The following is a 23,334-nucleotide window of genomic DNA, read 5'->3' as shown; positions in this document are numbered from 1 at the left end:
CGGCCATCATAGTGTCCGTCCACGAAGAAACTTCGTCGACAGAGTCAGCGCACATCGACATGTGCTGCGTCCTAGTCGCTATTTGCCAAGCGCCGTAACGATCTGGTCGGTGTTGAATTGCATCAATCGCTCGTAAGTCGGCACTGGGCCAGCGGTTTCCGACAATGCTTCTGGATAAAGATTTCCTCCGAGTTGGGCCCCAGTAGCCTGAGCAATTTGTTTGATCAGGCGAGGATCGTTTGAATTCTCGATGAAATAGACGCGTACGTGTTCGGCCTTGATCTGATCGATGAGCTTTGCAACGTTCGCCGCAGATGCTTCAGTTTCGGTCGAAAGTCCTTGAGGTGCCAGGAACTGCACGCCATACTCCTTGCCATAGTAGCCAAATGCATCATGACTGGTTAGGACCTTGCGCCGTTCGATTGGAATAGTCGTGATTTTTGCACGGATCGATTTATCCAAATCATTCAGGCGCTGACGATATGCCGCTGCATTTTTCTTAAAGACCTCAGCATCGTCGGGGGCCACTTTGGACAATGCCGTTTCGATGTTGTTTACCCAGACTAACACATTCGGAATACTGTTCCAGACATGAGGATCCGTGACTACTTTGCCACCTTCTTCAAACGTGTGCGTCTTAATGCCCTGTGATACGACAACCGGCGCGACCTGAGCACCCGAGGCCTTGGCGAGCCGTTGGAACCATGTTTCCAGTTCTTCTCCACTGACAAAAGTTGCTGCCGCTTCGCGGATGGACTTGGCATCGCCCGGAGAAGGCTCAAACTCATGAGGATCACCGTTGGCCGGCACAAGACTCTTGACGATGACATGATCTCCGCCGACGTTCTTTACTACATCGGCCAGGACGGTGAAGCTCGCGACGACATTGATCGTCTTGGCCACAGCCACCTGTATGCAGACCATGAAAACTACGGTGCAGCCAGCGGCGCGAAAGAATCGCTGAAATCGCATTCAGACTTCTTCTTATCTCAGCCCGATAGGTGCGAGCGGTTGAATCGTCGCATCAGCAGGCCAGAAGGCGCTGCTAACAGCGAAATGACATAGAGAATGCTGGCCACGAGAATAATCGTGGGTCCGGACGCGAGCTCCAGGTAATAGGACAGCAGCAGGCCCAGATAGCCGGAAAGAATCGCGACAATCGCAGCCAGCGCTGCCATAGTGAACAGTGTTCTTCCCCAAAGTTGGGCGATCGCAGCCGGCAGTATCATCATCCCGACGGCCATGAGGGTGCCCAGCGTTTGGAACCCCGCGATGAGATTGATGACCAGGAGTAACAGGAATATCAGGTGATACAGTGCTCCTCGCCCCTTAACCGAACGCAGAAATGCCGGGTCGAAGCATTCGGCGACGAGTGGCCGATAAATCAATGCCAGGGTAATCAACGTAAAAGAGGTGATGCATCCCACCATCACAATAGCATCACGATCCACAGACAAAATCGTGCCGAACAAAACATGCAGCAAATTAATGTTCGAGCCGCGTAACGATACAATCAATACGCCCAGCGCAAGCGAAGCTAGATAGAAGGTTGCAAAACTGGCATCTTCTTTCAATACTGTAGCGCGGCTCACTGCACCAGATAACAACGCCACGGTCAGCCCCGCAATCATGCCGCCGATACCCATAGCAAACAGCGACAATCCTCCAGAGACAAGGAATCCAATTGCTGCGCCCGGCAAAACAGCATGGCTCATCGCATCTCCAACCAGACTCATTCTGCGCAGCATCAACACCACACCAACCGGGCCGGCACTCAGGCCAAGCGAAAGTGAAGCCACCAGTGCCCGACGCATGAATCCGTATTCGAAAAAAGGCTGAACAGCGGCAGCATAGAGACTCACGCGATGACTTCCGACTCTATGCAAACTGCAGCACCGTCGTTCCATGCTTCGGAATGATTGCGAGCACGCCTCAAATTGTCTTCGGTCATGACATCCGCAGTATTTCCCCATGCAATCGCCCGACGGGAAATTAACAAGGTTTCGGGAAAGTGTGCGCGCACCTGATCGAAGTCATGCAGCACGGCGATGACCGTACGGCCGCCATGGTGCCAATGGCGAACAATACTCAGCAGATCACGTGTCGTAGCGTCGTCGATGGTCGTGAAGGGCTCATCCAGCAGCACAACCCGTGTATTCTGAAGCAGCAGTCGTGCAAAAAGGACGCGCTGCATTTGTCCATCCGAGAGCGTCCCAACACGGCGACGTTCAAATCCCGATAGTCCGACAGCACTCAGTGCTGTCTCGGCTTGCTCGGCGATTTCGGACGTTACGCCACGAAAGGGCCCTAGTCGCCTCCAGGCACCAAGAATCACGACATCTGCCACGGTCAGCGGGAATTGCCGTTCAATGCGCGTCGCTTGAGGCAGGTATCCAAAATCGTCAGACGTGAGCAAGCCATAGTCGATGGTCCCTTCGACTTGTCCTCCTTCCCCGATCAGGGCTTTCAGCAACGTCGTCTTGCCAGCCCCATTGGGGCCGACAATAGCGGTCAAACTACCGGGAGAAAAAACGCCGGACAGGTGATGCACGGCAGGATGCCGGTCATAGCTCAATGTGACGTCGGACAAACGGATTGCATACGTATTCATGGAATAGCAATGGCCCAGATAATGGCCAACCATAGTGCGGCGAGCACGATAGCTACCCATAACAGGCGATATCCTACCCCTTTGGCCATGGTGGTTCGTTGATAGATGCTCTGTCCGCTTACAAGCGGTTTAGTGCGCGATGGTGTGTGAGAGTGCATAGAGGCAGGCTGATACGCTGAATTTTCAGTTTTGTTATATTATAACATAACGAGATAGCAATGAAGATGGGGAATCTCCAATCTGCTGCCTCTGTTTCATCAAATAGGATGCCTGCTTACAGCAGCGTTGGGTTGGGTGCATCTCCGTAGACGAGCTTGGGATCAAAGGTCTTGCTTGATTCAGTGAAGATCAGCTCGCTCCCCACGTCACGCTGCGCGGCCACTGGAACACGCCGATAGAAGCACGAGTGGTAGCCGACGTGACAGCTCGCGCCGGAGCCAGAGATGCGAACGCGAAGCCAGACTGCATCTTGGTCATCGTCAATGCGCATTTCCTCGACCGTCTGCACCAGGCCACTGGTTGCGCCTTTGTGCCACAGCGTCTGCCTTGATCGGCTCCAGTAGTGCGCCTCGCCGGTCTCAATAGTCTTCTCCAGGGCTTCGTGATTCATGTAGCCCAGCATCAGTACTTCGCCGCTATCAGCATCGGTGGTAACGCAAGCGATCAGGCCGTCCCGATCGAATTTGGGAGCCAGCTCTCGGCCTTCCTCGACCTGCTCGACGGAAGTTCTAGGGTTCAATGCCACTCGCGCAGCAGCGTCGATGGGGCGGGATGTATCAAGATTGGAATTCATGTGTTTTCCTTGTCATATTTCATGCAGCGTAGCGTCGGTGTTCGCATGGAGTTTTGTGCATCAGCCGACAGGTGCCGCATCTTCGTTTTCTGAAAGATTTCCAGGATTTGCAGGTGGGGCAAGGTGGCCTGCAAGCCCCGGCTTCTGAGTCCGGTTGATTCAGGCATCAAACGCTCCTGTGATTTCCTTCGACCCCGATTCCAGGAACCGAATTGCCGCGCCTTGTGGTCGCCCGAGCAGTGCTTCGTCTCGAACGACGCAGTGCCCACGCACGACCGTGTGGATGGGCCAGCCGGTGACCATCCAGCCGTCATACGGCGTCCAGCCGCTGACACTGGCAATCCAATCATTGCGGATCATGCGACGCGCCTTTAGATCGACGATGCTGAAGTCTGCATCATGGCCCAGAGAAATGCGGCCCTTACCCTCAATACCAAAGATACGGGCCGGGCCGGCACTGGTGAGATCCACAAGCCGTTGCAAGCTCAGGCGGCCGGCATGCACATGGTCGAGCATCAGTGGCAGCAAGGTCTGTACGCCGGTCATCCCGCTAGGGGACTGCGGGTACGGCTTCGCCTTTTCCGGTAGCGTGTGCGGAGCATGATCGCTGCCGATGACATCAACCACGCCGTCGCGGATCGCTTGCCATAGGGCATGTTGATGGTACTGTTCCCGCACTGGCGGGTTCATCTGTGCCAGGCTGCCCAAGTGTTCGTAGCATTCAGGCGCTTGCAGCTGCTGATCAATAAAATTCATATCTTATTCTCCTGGCTGCCCAAGTGTTCGTAGCATTCAGGCGCTTGCAGGGTTAGATGGTGAGGGGTGACTTCCACCGACACACGGTGCTTGTGCCCAACAAGATAGGTCATTTCCTCGGCGCTGGAGACATGCAGGATGTGCAGCCGGCGGCTGGCCTCTGCCGCCAGGCGTACGATGCGGCGGGTCGCCATCAGTGCGCTTTCAACGTCACGCCAGACCGGATGTTGGCGCACATCCGCGCTTTCCAGAGCAATGGTTTTTCGCTCGCGCAACCGACTTTCATCCTCAGCATGAACAGCCAAACGCCGCTTGCCGTGGTGCAGGATGAGGCGCAATACCTCATCGTCGTCGGCCAAAAGATCACCGAAGGAACTGCCCATGAAGATCTTGACGCCAGCACAGCCGGGCAGGTTTTCCAGCGCAGCCAGCTGCTCGATATTTACGGCCGAGCCGCCGACGTAGAAGGCAAAATCGCACCACGCACGTTCGCGGGCGGCATCGAGCTTGGCGTGCAGATCGGTCTTGCCCAACGTCAGCGGAAAGGTATTTGGCATTTCGAACACAGCGGTGATACCACCGAGTACCGCTCCACGGGTGCCGGCCTCCAGGTTCTCCTTGTGCAACAGGCCAGGCTCGCGGAAATGCACTTGACTGTCGATGACACCCGGAAGCACGTGCAGACCGGTGGCGTCCAGCCTGGTATCGGCGCTCCATGCACCTTGCAAGTTGCCCAGTGCAACGATGCGGCCATCCGCGCAGGCTACGTCGATACGTTCGGTGCCGTTGGGGGTGATGACAGTTCCGCCTTGCACCAGAAGATCGGCATGACAGCTCAACGATTGCGGAGGCAAATTGCCTGTAGTGTTCACGAAGCAGCTTCCGGTTTGTTGGCCGCAGCAGAGGTTTCATGGCCGTTCAGGAGAACACACAGACGGTGTTGCGATGCTTTGCGCGCAGCAAAGTCTGGGGCTTGAGCTGCCAGCTGTAGCTGCGCCACGGCTTGCGTCAAAGGCATTACGCCCAAGTCCTCCCCGTCACGGCTGCGGATGGCAATAGAAGCTGTGTCGCGTTCCTTGGCCCCGACGACCAGCAGGAAAGGGATGCGCTGTAGCGTTTGCTCACGAATCTTGTAGCCAATTTTCTCGTTGCGTACATCGGTTTCGGTGCGCAGGCCCGCGCCGCGCAAAAGCTGGGCAACATCCTGCGCGTAAGTGGCGTGATCGTCGGTGATCGATAGCACCATGGCTTGTACCGGTGCCAGCCAGGCGGGCAGCTTGCCGGCGTGATGCTCAATTAAAATGCCCGTGAAGCGCTCCAGCGAACCAAACAGTGCACGGTGCAGCATGACCGGTTGCTTGCGCTGGTCGTTTTCATCAACATACTCGATCCCGAATCGTTCGGGCAGATTCATGTCCACCTGGAGGGTGCCGCATTGCCAGTCCCGTCCGATGGCGTCGCGCAGCACGAATTCGAGCTTGGGGCCGTAGAAGGCACCTTCGCCAGGGTTGAGCTGGTAGGTCAGCTCCATGCCTTTCAGCGTCCGGATCAGCGCGCCTTCGAGCAAGTCCCAGGTCGCTTCATCGCCCATGCGGTTGTCGGGCCGGGTCGAGAGCTTGATGCGCACGTCCTCGAAGCCAAACTGGTGATAGATGTCAAGCACCAGGGTCACGATCTCGCGGCATTCCGCGTCCATCTGCTGCGGGGTGCAGTAGATGTGCGCATCATCCTGGGTGAAGTGGCGCACGCGCAGCAAGCCGTGCAGCGCGCCCGAAGGTTCGTAGCGATGCACCTTACCGAACTCGCCCATGCGGATTGGTAAGTCTCGGTAGCTTTTGAGGCCATGCTGGTACAGCAATACGCTGCCCGGGCAGTTCATTGGCTTGAGTGCAAGCGCGCGGCCATCTTCGGTCTCGGTGGTGAACATGTGATCGCGGTAGTTCTGCCAGTGGCCGGAGATTTCCCACAGGCTGCGATCCATCACGTCGGGTGAATTCACTTCCACATAGCCGGCGTCCTGCTGGCGGCGTCGCATGTAGGCGATCAATTCCTGGAACACTGCCCAACCGCGCGGGTGCCAGAAAACGGCACCCGGCGCATCTTCTTGAAAGTGAAACAGATCCAGTTCCCGACCCAGCTTACGGTGGTCACGCTTTTCTGCCTCCTCGATACACTGAATATACGCATCGAGCTGTTTCTTGCTGGCCCAGGCCGTGCCGTAGATGCGCTGAAGCTGCTCGTTCTTTGCGTTCCCACGCCAGTAGGCTCCCGCCAATTTGGTGAGCTTGAATGTTTTGAGAAGGCGCGTATTGGGCACATGTGGGCCACGGCACATGTCCACGTATTCCTCGTGGAAATACATGCCCATTTGCTGTTCGTCGGGCATGTCCTCGATCAGACGCAGCTTGTAATCTTCGCCGCGCTGCTTGAAGATGCGGATCACCTCTTCGCGCGGCAGCACACGCTTAATGACGTCGTAGTCATTGGCAATCAGCGTCTTCATCCGCGCTTCAATGGCGGCCAAGTCGTCGGGCGTGAAGGGGCGCTCGTAGGCGATGTCGTAGTAGAAGCCGTCCTCAATGACCGGGCCGATTACCATCTTCGCATTCGGGTAGAGTTGCTTAACGGCATGGCCGATCAGATGGGCACAGGAGTGCCGGATGATTTCCAGTCCTTCCTCATCCCTGGGTGTGATGATCTGCAACACCGCGTCGTGGTCGATCACCTCGCACGCATCGACGAGCCGACCATCAAGCCTGCCTGCCACGGTGTTCTTAGCCAGTCCAATACCGATCGCTGCCGCAACTTGGGCAACAGTGACGGGTTGTTCAAAGCGTCGCGTCGAACCATCTGACAAGGTAAGTGTGATGACGGGATGAGAAAGTGCCATGCTTATGTTTCAAAACTCATTCTGGATGGCCTTGTAGCCACGTACCAGCGCGTTGTTGGTACGCGCCACATCCTCGGAGAATTCGCTGGCGGCGGCAGACACCTGGGGTAACGCGGCCAGATCGGTCTTGGGATCGATACGCTCAGTCGAGCGCACGTAGAAGCCCGCAGGCAGGTGGGCACCATCGACCACAGCGTTATAGCGAACCACGCAGCCATCATCAACCGTACAGTTGAATAACACGCTGTTGAAGCCAATAAAAACCCCGTTTCCTATCGTGCACGGACCATGAACGATGGCGCGATGGGCGATGGAGGTGTGCTGTCCGATGCGCACGCTGGCACCGGACTTGGAATGGATGACCACACCGTCCTGGATGTTGGAGTGGGCGCCGATCACGATGGGGTCGATATGGCCATTGGCATCCATCTCATCCGCGCGAATAACCGCATAGGGGCCAATGAACACGTTCTCTTCAACGATCACCAGCCCGCACAGGATGGCGGTCGGATCAATAAAAGCGCTGGGATGGATGTGCGGCAGATCGCCGCGCGGGTTCTTGCGAATCATGCAGACCTTTCTTTATATGTGTTTGTTGTGGCGGGACGGCGGTGTCCCAGTGGCGGCCATCGGCCGCATGGATGCGGAAGCCACCATCGGTACCTGTCGTCACCTCGGTCACATCCGCGCCGAAGACGGTTTCCAGCCGGTTGCTGGATTCGATCTTGCGCAGACGTTCACGGGTGTAGGGCGAGAGCATCTGGCTGGGATCGTAGACCTCCGGCAGATCCCAGGTGGGTCGGCGCGCCAGCAGACGGACGCGGTGGCCGAGTTTGAGTAGATTCACAGCAGCATCCACGCCGCTTTCGTAGCCACCGATGACAGTGTAGTGGCCGGGCACCAGTGTCTTCCAGTCCGGTATCCGTGCGTAGTGCAGGCACCGCTGTCCGCTGCGGGAGCGACTTTGAGTACCTTGCAGTTGCAGGCGATCGGCAGCTCATGTGCGTCAGCGATGAAGTTCAGGTAGTCCGCGTATTGCTGGCCGCTCAGATGCTCTGCGCCGGCGAAGATGGCAGGCGAACTTGCCTCGCTGACTGCATTCAGATCGGCCAGGCCGAAGGGATTGCTGTAGAAGGACGGGGTGATCAGCCGCGTCTGCGTCGGCCAGCGCCGGAACGACTCGCCCACGTGGTCGCTTTCCAGAACACTGTATTGCAGACCTGGTAACTTGTTCAGCATTAGGGCCATGCCGATTCCCGCCGCGCCGGCCCCGACGATGATCACGTCGAGTCGAGTCTCGTTATGCCGTGTTTCGGCTGCTGTCTGATGAGAAGGGGTCAAGGGGTCAGCTCCCCGGTATGCGGAGCATTCACCGCCATGGAGACGGCAGCCAACACCTGCTCACTGCTTCTGAGGCGTTCAAACAAAACTGGATCGCGCCACTCCCGAGTGATTGCAGGCGAGAACTCGATGGCATCGAGGTCGATACGACCCATGCGCGGGTTGTCAGCATCCTCTCGGAAACACTGTGCGTAGCCGGTTTCCGTTTCGTGGACGATGACGGAGTGAAGTTGCATGTCGGCCTCGCCGTTGTTCATTTCGGTGAAAGTGAGTGCAACATCGACCAGCCGGAACAACAGACGTGAAAACTGCTCCGCACTGGGCGATACCGGAATCAGCACCCAGCGTTCGGAATGCTTGCGCATAGCAGCCAGGTAGTCCGGATCGTCGCCTGACCACAGTGCGACGGCATGGTCGAAGGCATCGATCAGGTCGTGCACGTATCCTTTGAGCAAGCCGAAGTCATAGATCATCTGACCGTTGTCGAACGCATGTGCCTCCAGCAGCAGTTCGACCTTGTACGAATGGCCGTGGATGGAGTGCGAACACCGTCGTGTGCTGCATCCGCGCACGATATGGGCGTTCTCGAACTTGAACAATTTACGGATCAGCACATGTCACCTGTCTGTCGGGAGCGAACGGGTGGCACCGGGTCGTACCCGCCTGGATGCAACGGCTGGCAACGTCCCAGGCGCAGCAGTGTGAGCCACGAGCCCTTGAACGCACCGTGCGTTCGCAACGCCTCGATGGCGTATTGCGAACACGTGGGATGCAATCGGCAATGTTGACTGAGCAGCGGGCTGATGAACAATTGGTAGCCGCGTACCAGCAGCACCAGCAAATCGGCGGGCCAGTGTCTCATGCGAGCTCCTTCGCAGCCGGCCGCAGCACCGGACCCGCAGGGGTGTCTTCAACCATGAAGCCTGCGGCTTCCAGCTCCTCGCGCAGTGCATCCGCTTTAGCAAAATCGCGATCCCGCCGTGCCTGTTCGCGCTTCTCCAACAGGGCTTTGATCGAGGCGTCGTCGGACGACTGCGCAGATGGCATCGATGTTGCAGGCCATAGCGCCCGCAGGGCAGTTTGCGGCGGCTGCTGTAGCAACCCCATCACTCCGGCAGACGCTAACAGAACAGATTTGGCATGCGCCCGTCGGACATCTGTGTTCGCATCGTCAAGTTGCGTTAGCAAGACGTGTAATCGCACCAGCGCGCCAGGGACGTTGAGATCATTCTTCAGTGCTTCCAGCACCTCCGGGTCAGGTGCAGTCTGCGGCAAGACAACGACCTGAGTGACTTTTGACAGACTTTCGTAGTAGTGTGTCAGGGTCTGTCGCGCAGCCAGAAGGCGCTGGGCATTCCAGTCCAATGACCGCCGGTAGTGAGTGGAGAGCAGCGCGAAGCGAATCGCTTCGCCCGGCGCCTGATCCAGCAGGTCGCGCACCAGGAGTACGTTGCCCAGCGACTTGGACATCTTTTGTCCATCTACGGTAACGAAGCTGTTGTGGACCCAGGTACGGCAGTAGAGCGCACCGTGCGCGCAGGTACCCTGGGCGATTTCGTTCTCGTGGTGCGGGAAGATCAGGTCTTGCCCGCCACCATGAATGTCGATGGTATGGCCCAGGTGTTGGCCGATCATGGCCGTGCATTCGACATGCCAGCCGGGTCGGCCGCGGCCCCAGGGGCTGTCCCAACCTGGCTGATCCGGCATCGAAGGTTTCCAGAGCACGAAGTCCGTCGGGTCGCGCTTGTACGGCGCCACCTCTACCCGGGCGCCGGCCAGCATGTCCTCGGTGCGCCGCCCCGAGAGCTGTCCATAGGCAGGGTAGGATGGCACATGGAACAGCACATGCTCCCGCTCGACGTAGGCGTGCCCCCGCTCGATCAATTCCCGGATCAGCTCGATGATGGCGGGAATGTGTTCGGTGACGCGCGGTTCCAGATCGGGCGGCAGAACGCCTAGCGCTCGCATATCGTCGTGGTAAGCGTCGATGTAGCGGTCGGTGATGGTGCCGATGGATACGCCGGCGGCCGCAGCGGCCGTGTTGATTTTGTCGTCGACATCGGTGAAGTTGCGGGCATAGACCACCTCGCGGTAGTCATGCCTGAGTAGTCGGACCAGCACGTCGAACACGACGGCGGGCCGCGCGTTGCCGATGTGAGCGTAGTTGTAGACCGTGGGACCGCAGACGTACATTGTTACCCGATCCGGGTGTCCAGTACGCAGTGCCTCTTTTTGGCGTGTGAGCGTATTGTAGAGAGTGATCGTTGCGCTCATGTGGCATTCTCCGAGGTTGCTGGCAACATCTCGCGTAATACCCGAAAAATGGTCTCGATGATGTCCTGTTCCACATCCCGGGTGATGAATATCAGACGGGAGCGGCGATCCTTGTCTGGCCAGGCCGGTAGAGGAACGGGCGGATGGAAGATATGCTGCACACCATGCACGACGACCGGTTGATCCTGCCCTTCGACGTTGAGGATGCCCTTGATACGCAGGATATTGCTGCCAACAAAGCTCATCAATATATCCAGCCATGCGATGAGCACCGGCTCTGGAATGGGATCATTGACGGAAAAGCAGAAGGCGCGGATATGATCGTCATGGCGGTTCACGTCGTGGTGGTCATGCGCATGTTCATGATGATCGTGGCCATGTTCATGCGACGATGCATAGGCTTCTTCTCGCAGCCAGCGTGCGACGTCTGGGGTTTTGCTGTCCGTAGAAAACAGTCCGAGATTCAATACTTTCTGTGGAGCGATCTCGCCGTTGCACACTTCCCAGCGTGGGGCAGCCGGGTTGATGCCATCCAGCCGGCGCAGCAGCGTGTTGCGTTGTTCGGCTGAAACCAGATCAGCCTTGGTCAATAAGAGTGTATCGGCTACGGCTGCCTGCTTGATTGCTTCCCTGTGCTGGTTCAGTGTGTGCATGCCCGTGGCCATGTCCACGGTCGTCACGATGCCGTCGAGCCGGTACTTCGGCGCGATCTGCGGATGGGTCATCAGTGTGTGGATGATGGGCGCCGGATCGGCCAGGCCTGTGGTCTCGATCAGCACGCGCCGGAACTGCCGCTGGCTCCCGCGTGAGAAGCGCCAGGTGATGTCGCGCAGGGTTTTGACCAGATCGCCGCGGATGGTGCAGCACAGGCAGCCGCTGCTCATCTCCATCATCAGGTTCTCGGTGCTGTGGGCGACCAGTAAATGGTCAAGCGCTATTTCACCGAACTCGTTGATGATGACCAGCGTATCGGCCAGCTCGGGCTGGTGTACCAGATGGTTGAGCATGGTGGTTTTGCCACTGCCCAGGAACCCCGTCAGCAAAATGACGGGGATCAGGCTGGATGGAGATTCGATGGTCATGCAAGGACTCCTGTGTGTGCCGGGGTCGCCGACGTAATCGTGTCACAAACTTTCCAGCGGCCGTATGCGATGGTCATCTTCGGATCGCAAATCCATTCCTTGATGACTTCATGTAAAAAGGCGGAAGTTGCTGTGAGTTTCATTTTGGCTTCATGCGTCGGATGGATTGGCAGATCTTCCGTGCAGTCTTGGGTTTTCAGCATGGCGTCCATTTCTCAGGTGCCCGGCGAAGCTGCGGTTGTATCGGCGACGCACTGCTTCAATCCGTCAGTCAATACGCTAACGGGCAGGTCGCGTCCAATGAAGACAAACTTGCTCTCGCGCGTTTCCCCTGGTTTCCACGGTGCGCCTAAATCGCTTCCCATGAGCATATGCACGCCTTGAAAAACGATACGCTGGTCAACTCCCTGAATTTGGAGGACACCTTTGTAGCGCATCAACTGAGGACCGTAAACCTGCACCATGGCACCAAGAATGTTCTCGATGCGCAGGAGGTCGAGTGGCCTTTTCTCCCGGAAGACGAACGAGGTGACATCATCATCGTGCTCGTGATCCACGTTGGTCAGGAAGTCAGGTTCGATCTCAAGAATGGCATCGAGGTTGAAACCACGAATGTCCAGGATGTCACTGATGGCAGCTTGTCCATGACGGGCTTCGGCGATCTTGGCACGGGGATTCATCTTTAGCAGACGTTTTTTCAGTGCTACAACATCTTCTGGCGCTGCAACGTCTGTTTTCGTGATGAGAATGCGATCTGCGAAACCCACCTGTTCCTGCGCTTCATGGTGTTCGTCGAGTTGCAGCGCCGCGTGTTTCGCGTCGATCATCGTCACCACGGCATCCAATAGATAGTGCTCGCTGATGTTCTTATCGACAAAAAAGGTCTGTGCCACGGGCGCGGGGTCGGCCAGGCCCGTAGTCTCGATGATGACCCGGTCAAAATGTAGCGTGCCGGCCTGTTTCTTGGTATGTAGTTCACCAAGGATTCGGATCAGGTCGCCACGCACGGTACAGCAGATGCAGCCGTTATTCATTTCGACAATCTGCTCGCCTTCATCTTGCACCAGCAATTCATTGTCAATCCCGGTTTCGCCGAGCTCGTTTTCGATCACCGCGATCCGGTGTCCGTGTTGTTCTTGGAGGATTCGATTGAGCAGTGTTGTTTTGCCGCTGCCAAGGAAGCCGGTAAGGACAGTGACGGGGATAAGGTTCATGACGACTTTCTCAAGGTTCGTTATTGGGAACGACTAGCAGTGATCATGGCGAGACGATCGACTACCATCGGTAAGTTTTCGCGCAAGATGCGGCTGATGCAGGTGTTGCTCATCGCCATCAGCTTCTCGTCAGTGCGCGACAGCTCAGGGTTGAGGAAACCGGCAAGGACAGTAACAGGAGCTCTTTCGGCTTGGGAGGGTGTCAGAATTTGGATATTCATCGTGATGTCTCGCAGGAAGGCATGTGACTCGGCATATGCTGTTGAAGGCGCTTAGCTGTCTGCCGGTATGCGGGCCCCATTGCATGTTGCGCACTCGCCACGCAGTTCAATGGTGGAGTTGTGCAGGGAGAAGGCATTGCTGTTTATCCAACGGCCAAGACAGCGACGCAGGTCAGTGTCTGCAAATTCATCGACATGCCCACAGATGTCGCAGATCGCGAACGCTCTGAAGTCGTGTTGGCAGTTGCCAGGATAGGCACATGGCACGTAGGCGTTCAGGGTTTCCAGGCGATGCACCAGGTCGTGCTCGGTCAGACGTTCCAGTGCCCGGTACACCTGCGTGGGAGCACTGAATCCCTGCTCCCGCAGCCGGTCGAGCAGCGCATAGGCACTCAGGGGACCATTGGCTTGCTGTAGCGTCTCAAGGACTCGTTGCTGGTTGGTGGTCAGTTGCACGGGAAACTCCTCTTGATTAATTTCAGGCTTACTCATTTTTATTTTATTATGTTATAACATAACATTCAATACAAAAAAAGCAGCACCGGATGATGGGACGCTAGGCCGTACTATACAGTGATGCAGTGACGCCACTGATCGTAGGGATGAGGAATTTTATTCTTCTCCTTGGATACGGTAGGCGCTTTTCATGCCGACGGGAAACTACTTGCCTTAAAAGATTTCACGCGGTCAATGCGATCTTTGGCAGATTTTAATATTACGATCCAGCAGCCTGCTCAGTGGCTGTGCGCTGCTGGATCGGCTGGAGAGTCTAAACGCCTACGTGTCGTGTAACCAAGCAGCCCTTCTCAACAATTTCTTAACAAGATAAGGAGTCTCTATGAAAATCGCCTATGTGTTTGCCACGTCGATGGCCTCCACCTTCAAGCTCGCCACCATGATTCTTCCGCAGCTGGAAGGTGGAAATCATGGCGCGCAGGTGGTGGGCATGTTCTTCTTCGACGACAACCTGTTATGCCTTCGCCATGGCGACCCGGTGGGCGAGCGGCTCGCACATGTCGCGCAGGAACAGAGCATCCTGTTGATGGCCTGTGACCAGTGCGCGGTGCGACGTAATCTGGCGGAGGGCACATTGGAGCAATGTGGTTCAGGACAAGTAAGGTCGCGCGGGCTGGTGACTGGCGTTAGCCTGGGCTGCTTCCCTCAGTTGTACAGTGCACTGGCGGGTAGCCCGCCGGACCACGTAATAAGCCTGTGAGGACTTTTTATTCCGTAGTGCTTCTGCGAAGGAAGGTACCGACCTGTGTACGGGCCACATCGGCTTGGACGACATCTAGTGTAGTGTTAATTAGTTCGATTATTTAACACTTGATGCCGCACTTCTTCCGCTCGATTTTAGCAAGAATGGCTGGCTTGGGTGAGCGTGCTTAGAACATCAATTGATCAGGGATTCCCTGGAGAAAGATTTGATTCGCCACCTCTACATGATGAGAGCGGGGTAGATGATTCAGGCAGTTTTGCTGAATATCAAATCGCGGATGGTATGGCCGAGTTTCATGCCACGCTGTTCAAATTTGGTCAGTGGCCGGTATGGGGGACGTGAGGCATAGTCAGCGGTGGTATTGATGAGCCGCGGTTCATTGTGCAAGACATGCAGGATATGGGTGGCGTAGTCTTCCCAGTCGGTAGCAATATGCAGATAACCACCAGGTTTCAGCCGACTACACAGCAGCGAGACAAAATCCGACTGGATCAGGCGACGCTTATGGTGTCGTGTCTTGGGCCATGGGTCTGGAAAAAAAATGTGGATGCCATCCAGTGATTCATCAGTGAACATGTGCTGCAAGACTGGTTTGGCATCGTGCGGAATAATCCGCAGATTGGTCAGACCGTGTTTCTCGATTTGACCGAGCAGATTGCCGATTCCTGGTGCGTGAACTTCGATGGCGACAAAGTCTTTTTCCGGATGCTGTCCGGCAATCTCGGCGGTGGTTTCTCCCATGCCTGAGCCGATTTCCAGTATTTTCGGCGTGATGCGTCCAAAAGCCAGGTTGAGATCAATCGGGTTTTCCGAAAATGGAATACCGTAACGCGGCAGCAGGGATTCGTAGGCATGTCGTTGCGCGCTGGAAAAATATCCCTGACGGAGCACATAGCTGCGAATAGGTGGGTGGGAAGACAAAAACTGATTTCCTGAAGAAGCGTTGTTGCTGCCTAATTGTTTGCGGCAGAATGTGGTGATTGGGTGATCATACCTTCTGACGGGGAGCTTGGTGTGGCCTGATAGATTTTCTTCGGCATGCGTCCGGCCAGCCAGGCTTCACGTCCGGCTTCAATTGCTTTGCGCATGGCAGAAGCCATCAGTACCGGGTTACGGGCGTTGGCGACGGCAGTGTTCATGAGTACACCATCGCAACCGAGTTCCATGGCAATGGCGGCATCCGATGCAGTGCCGACACCGGCATCGACGATAACCGGTACTTTGATTTTGTCGAGGATGATCTGCAGATTCCATGGATTGAGGATCCCCATGCCGGAGCCAATCAGCGAAGCCAGCGGCATGATGGCTGCACAGCCGATATCTTCCAGTTGTCTGGCGACGATGGGGTCATCCGAGGTATAGACCATCACCTGAAAACCCTCTTTGACCAGAATTTTTGCAGCGTCGATGGTGGCAATCACATCAGGAAACAGTGTTTTCTGATCGCCCAGCACTTCCAGTTTGACCAATGCATGTCCATCCAGCAGCTCACGCGCCAGACGCAGCGTGCGGACGGCATCTGCTGCTGTGTAACAGCCGGCGGTATTGGGCAGGAGCGTAAATTGTGAGGGGGGCAGTACATCCAGCAGATTGGGCTCACCGGAATTCTGTCCGATATTGGTACGGCGTATCGCTACGGTGATGATTTGTGCGCCACTGGCATCGACTGCCATACGGGTTTCAGCGAAATCCTTATATTTTCCCGTTCCCAGCAGTAAACGGGAGGAATAACTTTTACCAGCAATGACGAATGTGTCCATAAGCGTGCCAGTGGTTGTTTTATGTCAGTTGGCAGAACCAAAGTGAGTTTTAATAATCTGAAAATCAGCCTCCACCCACTGCTACAATAATTTCCAGCTGATCTCCTTCATTGAGGAGCTGTTCGGAAAAACTGCTGCGGGGGATGATTTCACCGTTGCGTTCGATGGCGATACGCTTGTTCTGCAGTGACAGGTGTTCAACCAGCTGCTGGACATTGATCGGGCCATTGTAACTTTGTTGTTGTCCGTTAATGATGAGTTGCATAATATTTAAAAAATACCCAAGGTAAGGTAGACTTTAAAACAAGCAATTCATTCTAACATGCGGGTGTAGCTCAATGGTAGAGCAGAGGCTTCCCAAGCCTACGACGAGGGTTCGATTCCCTTCATCCGCTCATCCAGAGACTGACAACCCATGTAATTTTATTTATCGGAATGATCCGGTTACCGAGAGTGATTCTTTAACTGTTATAAAAAATCCAGAATACCTGATGACTATTCGTTCAACCAGACAGATGTTGCATATCATGTCTGCCGTTTTGCTGCTGTTGCTTTATAGTGCTGCCTGCTGGGCAGAAAAATCTGATGTTGCCCCGGATTCTCTGAAAATCCTTGGTTGGGTTGAATTTGTCCGCCTGGAACCTTGGGGAATCAAGATGCCTGCACGTGTTGATAGCGGTGCCAATACTTCGTCTATGAGCGCTCGCGATATTGATGTATTCAGAAAAAACGGCAAACAATGGGTTAAATTTACCTTTGATTTCAAGAAGGGCTCCGGGGAACGTTCTGTCGAGATAGAACGTCCGTTGGTTCGGATGCTTAAAATCAAGCAGCACGACGGACCTTCCCAGGAACGTCCGGTCATTTCCATGGAGATCTGTCTGGCAGATGAAGTCCGGGAAGTCGAGTTCAATCTGATTGATCGCCGGGCCCTGAATTATCCAGTGTTGCTTGGGCGCAAGGCGCTTGCCGGCTATGTGCTGATTGATCCTGCACGCGCTTATCTCACCAAGGCCGTGTGTGGTCATGCCAAGAAAAAGAAGAAGGATGATGAGCCAATTGATTCCGGGCAACCTGAATGAGAAAACTACATCTGTATTTGCTGGCTTTCATACTATGCCTTGTAGGACTGGGGCTGGCCTATTACAAAGTTGCTGTAATTGGTTTGCCTTTGAGTGCTTCCGAACAGGCTGAGGTATGGGATGTCGAGGCGCGCGTCAGTTTCCGCGCCAAACCGGATAGTGCGATTAAGGTAACGCTGCCACTGCCGCTTGATCCTCCCGGTTACTCTGTTCTTGATGAGGACTTTGTCAGCGCGGATTACGGGTTGGCAATCGAACAGGATAACGCTGGTCGTATTGCGCACTGGGCCAAACGAAGGGCGCAGGGTAAGCAATCGCTGTTTTACCGGATTGTATTATTCGAAAATGCGGAGGCTGCACAAAAACCGGATGTGGCACCGGTTTATCCGAAGATTCCGGAATATCCGGAAAATCTGACTCCGGTGATTAAAGGGCTGCTGGATAAGGCGCGTCAGCAATCTGCCGATACCGTTTCTTTTTCGCAGCGTGTAATTGAACAGCTGAACGCGGCTGCTTCCATGCCGGAGCTGAAACTGCTGCTGAAGCACGTCAACCAAACACGTAGTCTGGCAAAAAATATGGGCTGGATACTGGCCGGTGCTCGTATTCCTTCCCGTATCGTTCGTGGTCTGCGTCTGCAGGATAATAAAGAGTACTCGGATCTGGAATACTTTCTGCAGGTTTATGATGGTCAGCAGTGGCGTTCGCTGAATATCAAGGATGGTCGGGAAGGGTTGCCACCGAATTTCATGGTGTGGCAGATTGACGATGACCGGGTTTTCTCGATTGAAGGTGCTGCGGAATCAAGTGTTCAATATACCGTTGCCAGAGCGCTACAGGAGACCATCAATATTGCCGGCTCCCGCTCAGCGGAAAGAGGTTTCCATCTGATGGAGTTTTCACTGTATTCGCTGCCTGTACATGTCCAGAATGTGTACAAGGTGTTACTGATGGTACCGTTAGGTGCCCTGATGGTGGTATTTATGCGCAACATTATCGGTATCCGGACTTTTGGGACGTTTATGCCGATTCTGATCGCACTGGCTTTCCGCGAAACGGAATTATTATGGGGTGTGACCTTGTTCTGTCTGATTGTTGGTCTTGGATTGCTGTTGCGCGCTTATGTCGAACAGCTAAAACTGCTGCTGGTTCCTCGTTTGGCAGCAGTGCTGACCATGGTAGTGCTGCTGATCGCCGGTGTCAGCATCGTCATGCATAAGCTCGGACTGGAAACCGGATTGTCTGTGGCCTTGTTTCCGATCGTTATTATGACGATGACAATCGAACGCATGTCACTGACCTGGGAAGAGGCTGGGCCGGCCGAAGCGTTCAAACAGGTATCAGGCAGCTTGCTGGTAGCAGTGATAGGATATTTGGCTATGAATATCAGTGAATTCCAGTATATGTTTTTTGCTTTCCCGGAACTGTTGCTGGTGGTGCTGGCTATAATTCTGCTACTGGGGCGCTACTCGGGCTACCGGCTGACAGAGCTTTGGCGCTTCCGTGCATTTGCGCGGCACAAACCATAATCCCATGTTTGGTATCTTAGGGAGACTTAAACAGAGCGGGGTCGTCGGCATGAATCAGCGCAATGCTGATTTTATCCTGCGTTATAACAAGCGCTCGCTGTACCCGCTGGTGGATGACAAGTTACGGACTAAATATCTGGCAACGGCGTCTGGTATCGCCGTGCCTGAATTATATGGAGTGATCGAAATCCAGCATGATGTCACTCGCTTTTCCGAGATGATCAAGGATCATGAAGATTTTGTGATCAAGCCTGCGCACGGCTCGGGAGGGAGTGGTATCTGTGTCATTACAGGGCGTCTCAATAGTCGTTACCGACAAAATAATGGTGATCTGCTGACCGAGGAAGATATCAAATATCATGTTTCCAATATACTCAGCGGTCTGTACAGTCTGGGCGGTCAACCTGATCAGGCACTGATTGAATATCGGGTCAAATTTGATCCATTGTTTGAGGCAGTTTCCTATCGTGGTGTACCGGACATTCGCACCATCGTATTCAGAGGAATTCCGGTTGCTTCCATGGTGCGTCTGCCAACCCGTATGTCGGATGGCAAGGCCAATCTTCACCAGGGCGCGGTGGGGGCGGGTATCGATATGAAGACAGGTCGCACGACTCATGCTATCTGGCAGAATTATCCGATTGAGCAGCACCCGGATACCGGCGCCACGATCAGTGGGCTCGTAATCCCTCACTGGCATAAATTGTTGACGCTGGCAGCGCAATGCCATGAACTGGCCGGATTGGGTTATCTGGGCGTAGATGTTGTGCTTGACCGGGAGCTGGGGCCACTGGTACTGGAGTTAAATGCCCGCCCTGGCTTATCTATCCAGATCGCTAACCGCAGAGGCATGAGCCGTTTGCTGGAAAAAATCGCAAAGCTGGAAAAAATTCCTGCTTCGGCATCAGATCGCGCCACACTGGGACAAACACTCTTAACTCCTGATCACTTGTAACGCTCTGGATCTGCCTTTTTCGTCGATAATGCTGGGTATTTTGAGCTTAGAAAAGCCAGTTTGAAATCCGCTCCCTGCAGCGATGGCATCGGGTTACAACGTCATAGCATCGCCTGAACTGCCACATCATGGATATCACGGGTCTTTATCTTTTATCTCCTTGCGGTTTCAATCAGAAAAGTATTGCAGATTATTTCGCCGGGTGACGAATCTCGATATTGACCGGTACCGGGCGCATGATGGTATCCGGAATGGGTGCCGTTGTTTTCAGTTTTTCCAGCAGCGCGGTCACCTTTTCCTGTGGCGCATCAGTCTGTATCTCCACGACAACGTTGATATCTTCAAATCCAGGGTTGCCTGCTTCGACTGCATAAGCCACGCCGAAATTGACACGCCCGGAAACATGCAGGCGTAATGATTCCACATTGATGCGGGCAGCCGATAATCCACCGATGTAGGAGGCAGCCAAGCAGTGTCCGACGGCGGTCAGCAGCAAATCCTGAGGAGAAATACCCATGCCTTCGCCACCGTAACGTGGGGGCTCGTCGCCGGTAATTGTCTGGCCATCGGTTACATTCGCAGTGGTGTGATAGCCGCTATCCCACACAACTGTTGTCTGATATCTGGGTTTGGCTATCTCGCTGTTACGATCTTCGCTGATTTGTTTTTGTATGATGAAAGATTGCTCGATATTGATTCCGTTGACGATATTTTTGGTATCCGGGGCAGTCATTGTTAAACCTCCAGGTAGCTATGGTCGAAAGACAGATCAAAAGTAGACTGTCCGTTCTCTTTTGCAGATGATATACCGTAAATAATTGAATGACAAGGCTGAAAAGATCAATGGGGGGAGAACTGAACAGCTCAAACAGTTTTCAGGAAACATAGCCGGTACTGCTCTTGCGAGATGAATAAGGCCACCTAGCCGACATTTCTCTCGTTCAGGCTCTTGCTTACTACTTCGTACACGTCCTTGCTTAATTCACGTTGTGACAATGATTCCAGCGCTTTGCGCATCAGCGAGGCGTGTTCATCAATAAACTGATGCCAGTGCGTGAGCGGTGTCAGCAGGCGGGAAGCCATTTGCGGGTTGCGCTGATCAATATCGGCAATCTGTTCCGCCAGAAACTGATAGGCATTGCCTGAACTGTCGTGAAAGCGGGCAAAATTCTGATTGGCGAAAGCGGCAATCACGGCACGCAGTTTGTTTGGATTGCGTGCATCAAATGCTGCGTGCTGCAACAGCTGCTGTATTTCCTGCAGGACATTACCCCAGGGTCGTGTTGCCTGCACCTGAAACCACATATTCACTACCAGCGCTTCATGCTGCCATTGTTGGTAAAAAACCTGCAGTGCTGCCTGTGCTTCGATCCTGGCATGCTCGGCGTGTACCAGCCCTCTCAGGGCGGCAAACTGGTCAGTCATGTTATCTGCCTGGGAAAATTGCTGCTGCGCCAGATCACGGTAGTGTGTGTCATCGATCTGCAACAAATACATCAGTGCCTGATTGCGCAGATTGCGTGCCGCCATGGCTTGTGCGGATAGCCCGGACGCACTGTTCTGCAAAGCTTGATAGCAGCTCATTAATTCTGTCTGCAACTGCGTTGCGAGTTTATGCTGCAGTTGCGTTCTCGCCTGATTGATCGCTGGTGGATTGGCCTTGTCATAGAGGCTTGCCAGATATTGCTCACCAGGCAGCTCCAGCATACGTGCCAATAACGCCGCATCCATAGCGGTGTGATCAGTCAGTAGTCGTCTGAGCGTATCCATCAGCATCGCCTGTTCTGCATGATCACCCTTGTTATCGATGGCTTTGCTCAGCACAATGCGCATCAGGCTTTGCATCGCATCCCAACGGCAGAAACCATCGCTATCCAGCAAAATCAGTTTTTGCAGTTGATCCAGCTGATAGTCATAAAATACCCTGACTGGTGCCGAAAAACCGCGTAACAAAGACGGTACCGGATGTTCTGCCACCTGTTCAAATACGATCGTTTGTTGCGTTTGGCAGATATCCAGCACAGTTTCTGCATCTCTGATCTGCCCATCAATGATCAAAGCCAGTGCACCCTGGTTGCCGTAGAGCGCTACCTTGAGTGGGATATGGAGCGCTTTTTTCTCAGTTTGTCCGGGGGTTGCTGGTGTATGTTGATGAACAGTCAGACTATATTGCTGGTGGTCAGCATCGTAGCTGTCGCTGATATGCAATTGCGGTGTGCCGGCCTGCGAATACCACAGACGGAACTGACTCAGATCGCGGCCGGATACTTCCTCCATGCACTGGACAAAATCATCGCAAGTGACAGCTTGTCCATCGAAACGGTCGAAATACAGATCCGTTGCCTGGCGATATCGCTCCGACCCCAGAATATTGGCCAGCATCCGCACCACCTCAGCGCCTTTCTCATAAATGGTGACAGTATAGAAATTGGAGATTTCCATATAGGCATCCGGCCGCACCGGGTGCGCCATCGGACCGGCATCTTCGACAAACTGCACGCTGCGCAAGAGATTGACATCCTCGATCCGCTTGACCGCACGACTGTTCATATCTGCTGAAAACTCAGAATCCCGATACACCGTCAAGCCCTCTTTCAGGCTTAACTGAAACCAGTCGCGGCAAGTAACCCGGTTGCCAGACCAGTTATGAAAATACTCGTGCGCGATCACGCCTTCCACGCGCTGGAACGCGGCATCAGTCGTGCTTGCCGGATGAGCCAGCACGCAGGACGTATTGAAGATATTCAATCCTTTGTTTTCCATGGCGCCCATGTTGAAATCATCTACAGCGACAATCATGAAACGATCCAGATCGTATTCCCGGCCGTAAGTCTGTTCATCCCAATGCATGGCTTTTTTCAGCGATTGCATTGCGAAATGACATTTATCGTGGTCTTTTGCTTCGGTGTGGATTTGCAGCAGCACCTCGCGGCCTGATTGGGTGATGAAGTGATCTTCCAGACAAACCAGATTGCCAGCAACCAGCGCGAACAGATAACTGGGCTTCTTGAAAGGATCATGCCAGTGCACAATGCGTTTTCCATCCTGCATCGTATCGGACAGACAATTGCCATTGGACAGCATGGTTGAAAAAGCTCCTTCCCGGGCGATGATCACCGTTTCAAATTCGCTCATGACATCGGGTCGATCCAGGTAGTAGGTAATCTTGCGAAAACCTTCTGCTTCACATTGCGTGCAGTACATGCCGCTGGAGCAATACAGTCCTTCCAACGCGGTGTTTTTTTCCGGATAAATACGCACGGTGCAATGCAGCACAAACTGCTCCGGTACATTGCGTACTGTCAGACTGTGCGGCGTGATCTGGTAATCGCCAGGATGCAATGTTCGTTCACCAATCGCCAGCGAGCGCAATTCCAGTTGCTCGCCGTGCAAAACAAGATCATCTGCTTTTGTGCTCTTTGGATTGCGAGTAATCGTCAGCCTGCTGCTGACATCGGTATATTCTTCGTACAGCTCAAACGTCAGATGCGTTTTTTCAATCAGAAATTCGGGAACGCGGTAATCAGCAAGGCGGGTAACGGTGTTAACAGGAATGACGGGTGAAGCAGATAAATCAGACATGATCGGCAAGAAATAGTAAGTGGAT

The 23,334-nt window shown here is 54.4% G+C and carries 25 protein-coding genes, 1 tRNA gene and 2 pseudogenes; 5 read left to right on the top strand and 23 right to left on the bottom strand.

What is annotated here, in order from left to right:
- Positions 1-78: 78 nt before the first annotated feature.
- The 18 genes and pseudogenes from ABO04_RS09110 to ABO04_RS09030 all read right to left on the bottom strand — a co-directional run bounded on the left by ABO04_RS09110 (position 79) and on the right by ABO04_RS09030 (position 13,674).
- Entirely contained in the window at positions 79-972 is an 894-nt protein-coding gene (locus ABO04_RS09110) for a zinc ABC transporter substrate-binding protein (protein ID WP_160810359.1), read from the bottom strand.
- A 17-nt stretch (positions 973-989) separates the two neighbouring features.
- Positions 990-1,862, bottom strand: a complete 873-nt coding sequence (locus ABO04_RS09105) for a metal ABC transporter permease (protein WP_345853298.1) — start codon at positions 1,860-1,862, stop codon at positions 990-992.
- A complete protein-coding gene (locus ABO04_RS09100; protein WP_205012777.1) occupies positions 1,859-2,671 on the bottom strand; it encodes an ABC transporter ATP-binding protein in 813 nt (270 codons plus the stop codon). Before ABO04_RS09100 ends, ABO04_RS09105 begins: the two co-directional genes overlap by 4 nt.
- Before the next feature lie 214 nt (positions 2,672-2,885).
- On the bottom strand, positions 2,886-3,404 hold the full coding sequence (gene hisI, locus ABO04_RS09095) for a phosphoribosyl-AMP cyclohydrolase (RefSeq protein ID WP_160810357.1): 519 nt from the start codon (positions 3,402-3,404) through the stop codon (positions 2,886-2,888).
- A complete protein-coding gene (locus ABO04_RS11850) occupies positions 3,401-3,571 on the bottom strand; it encodes a hypothetical protein (RefSeq protein WP_193565790.1) in 171 nt (56 codons plus the stop codon). Before ABO04_RS11850 ends, hisI begins: the two co-directional genes overlap by 4 nt.
- Complete coding sequence (locus tag ABO04_RS11925) at positions 3,564-4,160, bottom strand: amidohydrolase family protein (protein WP_205012776.1); 597 nt, start codon at positions 4,158-4,160, stop codon at positions 3,564-3,566. Before ABO04_RS11925 ends, ABO04_RS11850 begins: the two co-directional genes overlap by 8 nt.
- Positions 4,157-5,032 (bottom strand): amidohydrolase family protein, encoded by an 876-nt coding sequence (locus tag ABO04_RS11920; RefSeq protein WP_205012775.1) that lies wholly within the window; start codon positions 5,030-5,032, stop codon positions 4,157-4,159. Before ABO04_RS11920 ends, ABO04_RS11925 begins: the two co-directional genes overlap by 4 nt.
- 113 nt (positions 5,033-5,145) lie before the next feature.
- A pseudogene (gene thrS, locus ABO04_RS09080) lies at positions 5,146-7,050 on the bottom strand (threonine--tRNA ligase); the annotation flags it as partial.
- A 9-nt stretch (positions 7,051-7,059) separates the two neighbouring features.
- Complete coding sequence (locus ABO04_RS09075) at positions 7,060-7,620, bottom strand: carbonate dehydratase (protein WP_160810355.1); 561 nt, start codon at positions 7,618-7,620, stop codon at positions 7,060-7,062.
- Positions 7,562-8,289: pseudogene (locus ABO04_RS12130) on the bottom strand (NAD(P)-binding domain-containing protein). Before ABO04_RS12130 ends, ABO04_RS09075 begins: the two are co-directional and overlap by 59 nt.
- Positions 8,290-8,387: 98 nt before the next feature.
- Positions 8,388-9,005, bottom strand: a complete 618-nt coding sequence (locus ABO04_RS09065) for a 6-carboxytetrahydropterin synthase (protein ID WP_160810354.1) — start codon at positions 9,003-9,005, stop codon at positions 8,388-8,390.
- On the bottom strand, positions 8,999-9,253 hold the full coding sequence (gene yidD, locus ABO04_RS09060) for a membrane protein insertion efficiency factor YidD (protein WP_160810353.1): 255 nt from the start codon (positions 9,251-9,253) through the stop codon (positions 8,999-9,001). The genes ABO04_RS09065 and yidD overlap by 7 nt, the downstream gene beginning before the upstream one ends.
- A complete protein-coding gene (gene cysS / locus ABO04_RS09055; RefSeq protein ID WP_160810352.1) occupies positions 9,250-10,665 on the bottom strand; it encodes a cysteine--tRNA ligase in 1,416 nt (471 codons plus the stop codon). Before cysS ends, yidD begins: the two co-directional genes overlap by 4 nt.
- Positions 10,662-11,747 carry a GTP-binding protein gene (locus tag ABO04_RS09050; protein ID WP_160810351.1) on the bottom strand — a complete coding sequence of 362 codons (1,086 nt, stop codon included), beginning with the start codon at positions 11,745-11,747 and terminating at the stop codon, positions 10,662-10,664. Before ABO04_RS09050 ends, cysS begins: the two co-directional genes overlap by 4 nt.
- Positions 11,744-11,959, bottom strand: a complete 216-nt coding sequence (locus ABO04_RS09045; RefSeq protein WP_160810350.1) for a hypothetical protein — start codon at positions 11,957-11,959, stop codon at positions 11,744-11,746. The genes ABO04_RS09050 and ABO04_RS09045 overlap by 4 nt, the downstream gene beginning before the upstream one ends.
- 3 nt (positions 11,960-11,962) lie before the next feature.
- On the bottom strand, positions 11,963-12,961 hold the full coding sequence (locus ABO04_RS09040) for a GTP-binding protein (RefSeq protein WP_160810349.1): 999 nt from the start codon (positions 12,959-12,961) through the stop codon (positions 11,963-11,965).
- Positions 12,962-12,981: 20 nt separating this feature from the next.
- The gene (locus tag ABO04_RS09035) at positions 12,982-13,182 is read right to left on the bottom strand and encodes a hypothetical protein (RefSeq protein WP_160810348.1); all 201 of its coding nucleotides are present in this window, start codon (positions 13,180-13,182) and stop codon (positions 12,982-12,984) included.
- A gap of 51 nt (positions 13,183-13,233) precedes the next feature.
- Complete coding sequence (locus ABO04_RS09030) at positions 13,234-13,674, bottom strand: Fur family transcriptional regulator (RefSeq protein ID WP_160810347.1); 441 nt, start codon at positions 13,672-13,674, stop codon at positions 13,234-13,236.
- A 346-nt stretch (positions 13,675-14,020) separates the two neighbouring features.
- Here ABO04_RS09030 and ABO04_RS09025 point away from each other — a divergent pair, with 346 nt between their 5' ends.
- On the top strand, positions 14,021-14,398 hold the full coding sequence (locus ABO04_RS09025; RefSeq protein WP_160810346.1) for a SaoD/DsrE family protein: 378 nt from the start codon (positions 14,021-14,023) through the stop codon (positions 14,396-14,398).
- A gap of 249 nt (positions 14,399-14,647) precedes the next feature.
- Here ABO04_RS09025 and trmB read toward each other — a convergent pair whose 3' ends face one another.
- The 3 genes from trmB to thiS form a co-directional block, all read right to left on the bottom strand.
- Positions 14,648-15,322, bottom strand: a complete 675-nt coding sequence (gene trmB, locus ABO04_RS09020; protein WP_160810345.1) for a tRNA (guanosine(46)-N7)-methyltransferase TrmB — start codon at positions 15,320-15,322, stop codon at positions 14,648-14,650.
- Between the two features lie 32 nt (positions 15,323-15,354).
- Positions 15,355-16,161, bottom strand: coding sequence for a thiazole synthase (locus ABO04_RS09015; protein ID WP_160810344.1), 807 nt, complete (start codon positions 16,159-16,161; stop codon positions 15,355-15,357).
- Between the two features lie 64 nt (positions 16,162-16,225).
- Positions 16,226-16,426, bottom strand: a complete 201-nt coding sequence (thiS, locus tag ABO04_RS09010) for a sulfur carrier protein ThiS (protein WP_160810343.1) — start codon at positions 16,424-16,426, stop codon at positions 16,226-16,228.
- Positions 16,427-16,485: 59 nt separating this feature from the next.
- Here thiS and ABO04_RS09005 point away from each other — a divergent pair.
- The 4 genes from ABO04_RS09005 (at position 16,486) to ABO04_RS08990 (ending at position 19,727) form a co-directional block, all read left to right on the top strand.
- A tRNA-Gly gene (locus ABO04_RS09005) sits at positions 16,486-16,556 on the top strand.
- Positions 16,557-16,652: 96 nt separating this feature from the next.
- Positions 16,653-17,243, top strand: coding sequence for an ATP-dependent zinc protease (locus ABO04_RS09000; RefSeq protein ID WP_160810342.1), 591 nt, complete (start codon positions 16,653-16,655; stop codon positions 17,241-17,243).
- Positions 17,240-18,772, top strand: a complete 1,533-nt coding sequence (locus ABO04_RS08995) for an inactive transglutaminase family protein (RefSeq protein WP_160810341.1) — start codon at positions 17,240-17,242, stop codon at positions 18,770-18,772. Before ABO04_RS09000 ends, ABO04_RS08995 begins: the two co-directional genes overlap by 4 nt.
- A gap of 4 nt (positions 18,773-18,776) precedes the next feature.
- Positions 18,777-19,727: an alpha-L-glutamate ligase-like protein gene (locus ABO04_RS08990; RefSeq protein ID WP_160810340.1), complete on the top strand. Its 951-nt coding sequence runs from the start codon at positions 18,777-18,779 to the stop codon at positions 19,725-19,727.
- Between the two features lie 190 nt (positions 19,728-19,917).
- Here ABO04_RS08990 and ABO04_RS08985 read toward each other — a convergent pair whose 3' ends face one another.
- Entirely contained in the window at positions 19,918-20,460 is a 543-nt protein-coding gene (locus tag ABO04_RS08985) for an OsmC family protein (RefSeq protein WP_160810339.1), read from the bottom strand.
- 188 nt (positions 20,461-20,648) lie between these two features.
- The gene (gene pepN, locus ABO04_RS08980) at positions 20,649-23,309 is read right to left on the bottom strand and encodes an aminopeptidase N (RefSeq protein ID WP_160810338.1); all 2,661 of its coding nucleotides are present in this window, start codon (positions 23,307-23,309) and stop codon (positions 20,649-20,651) included.
- Positions 23,310-23,334: the final 25 nt, after the last annotated feature.

It is taken from the genome of Nitrosomonas sp. HPC101 (genome assembly GCF_009833125.1).
In the GTDB taxonomy this organism is placed as follows: Bacteria; Pseudomonadota; Gammaproteobacteria; order Burkholderiales; family Nitrosomonadaceae; genus Nitrosomonas.
The sequence above is the reverse complement of the archived record's forward strand: the minus strand, read 5'-3'. Positions and strand labels throughout refer to the sequence as shown.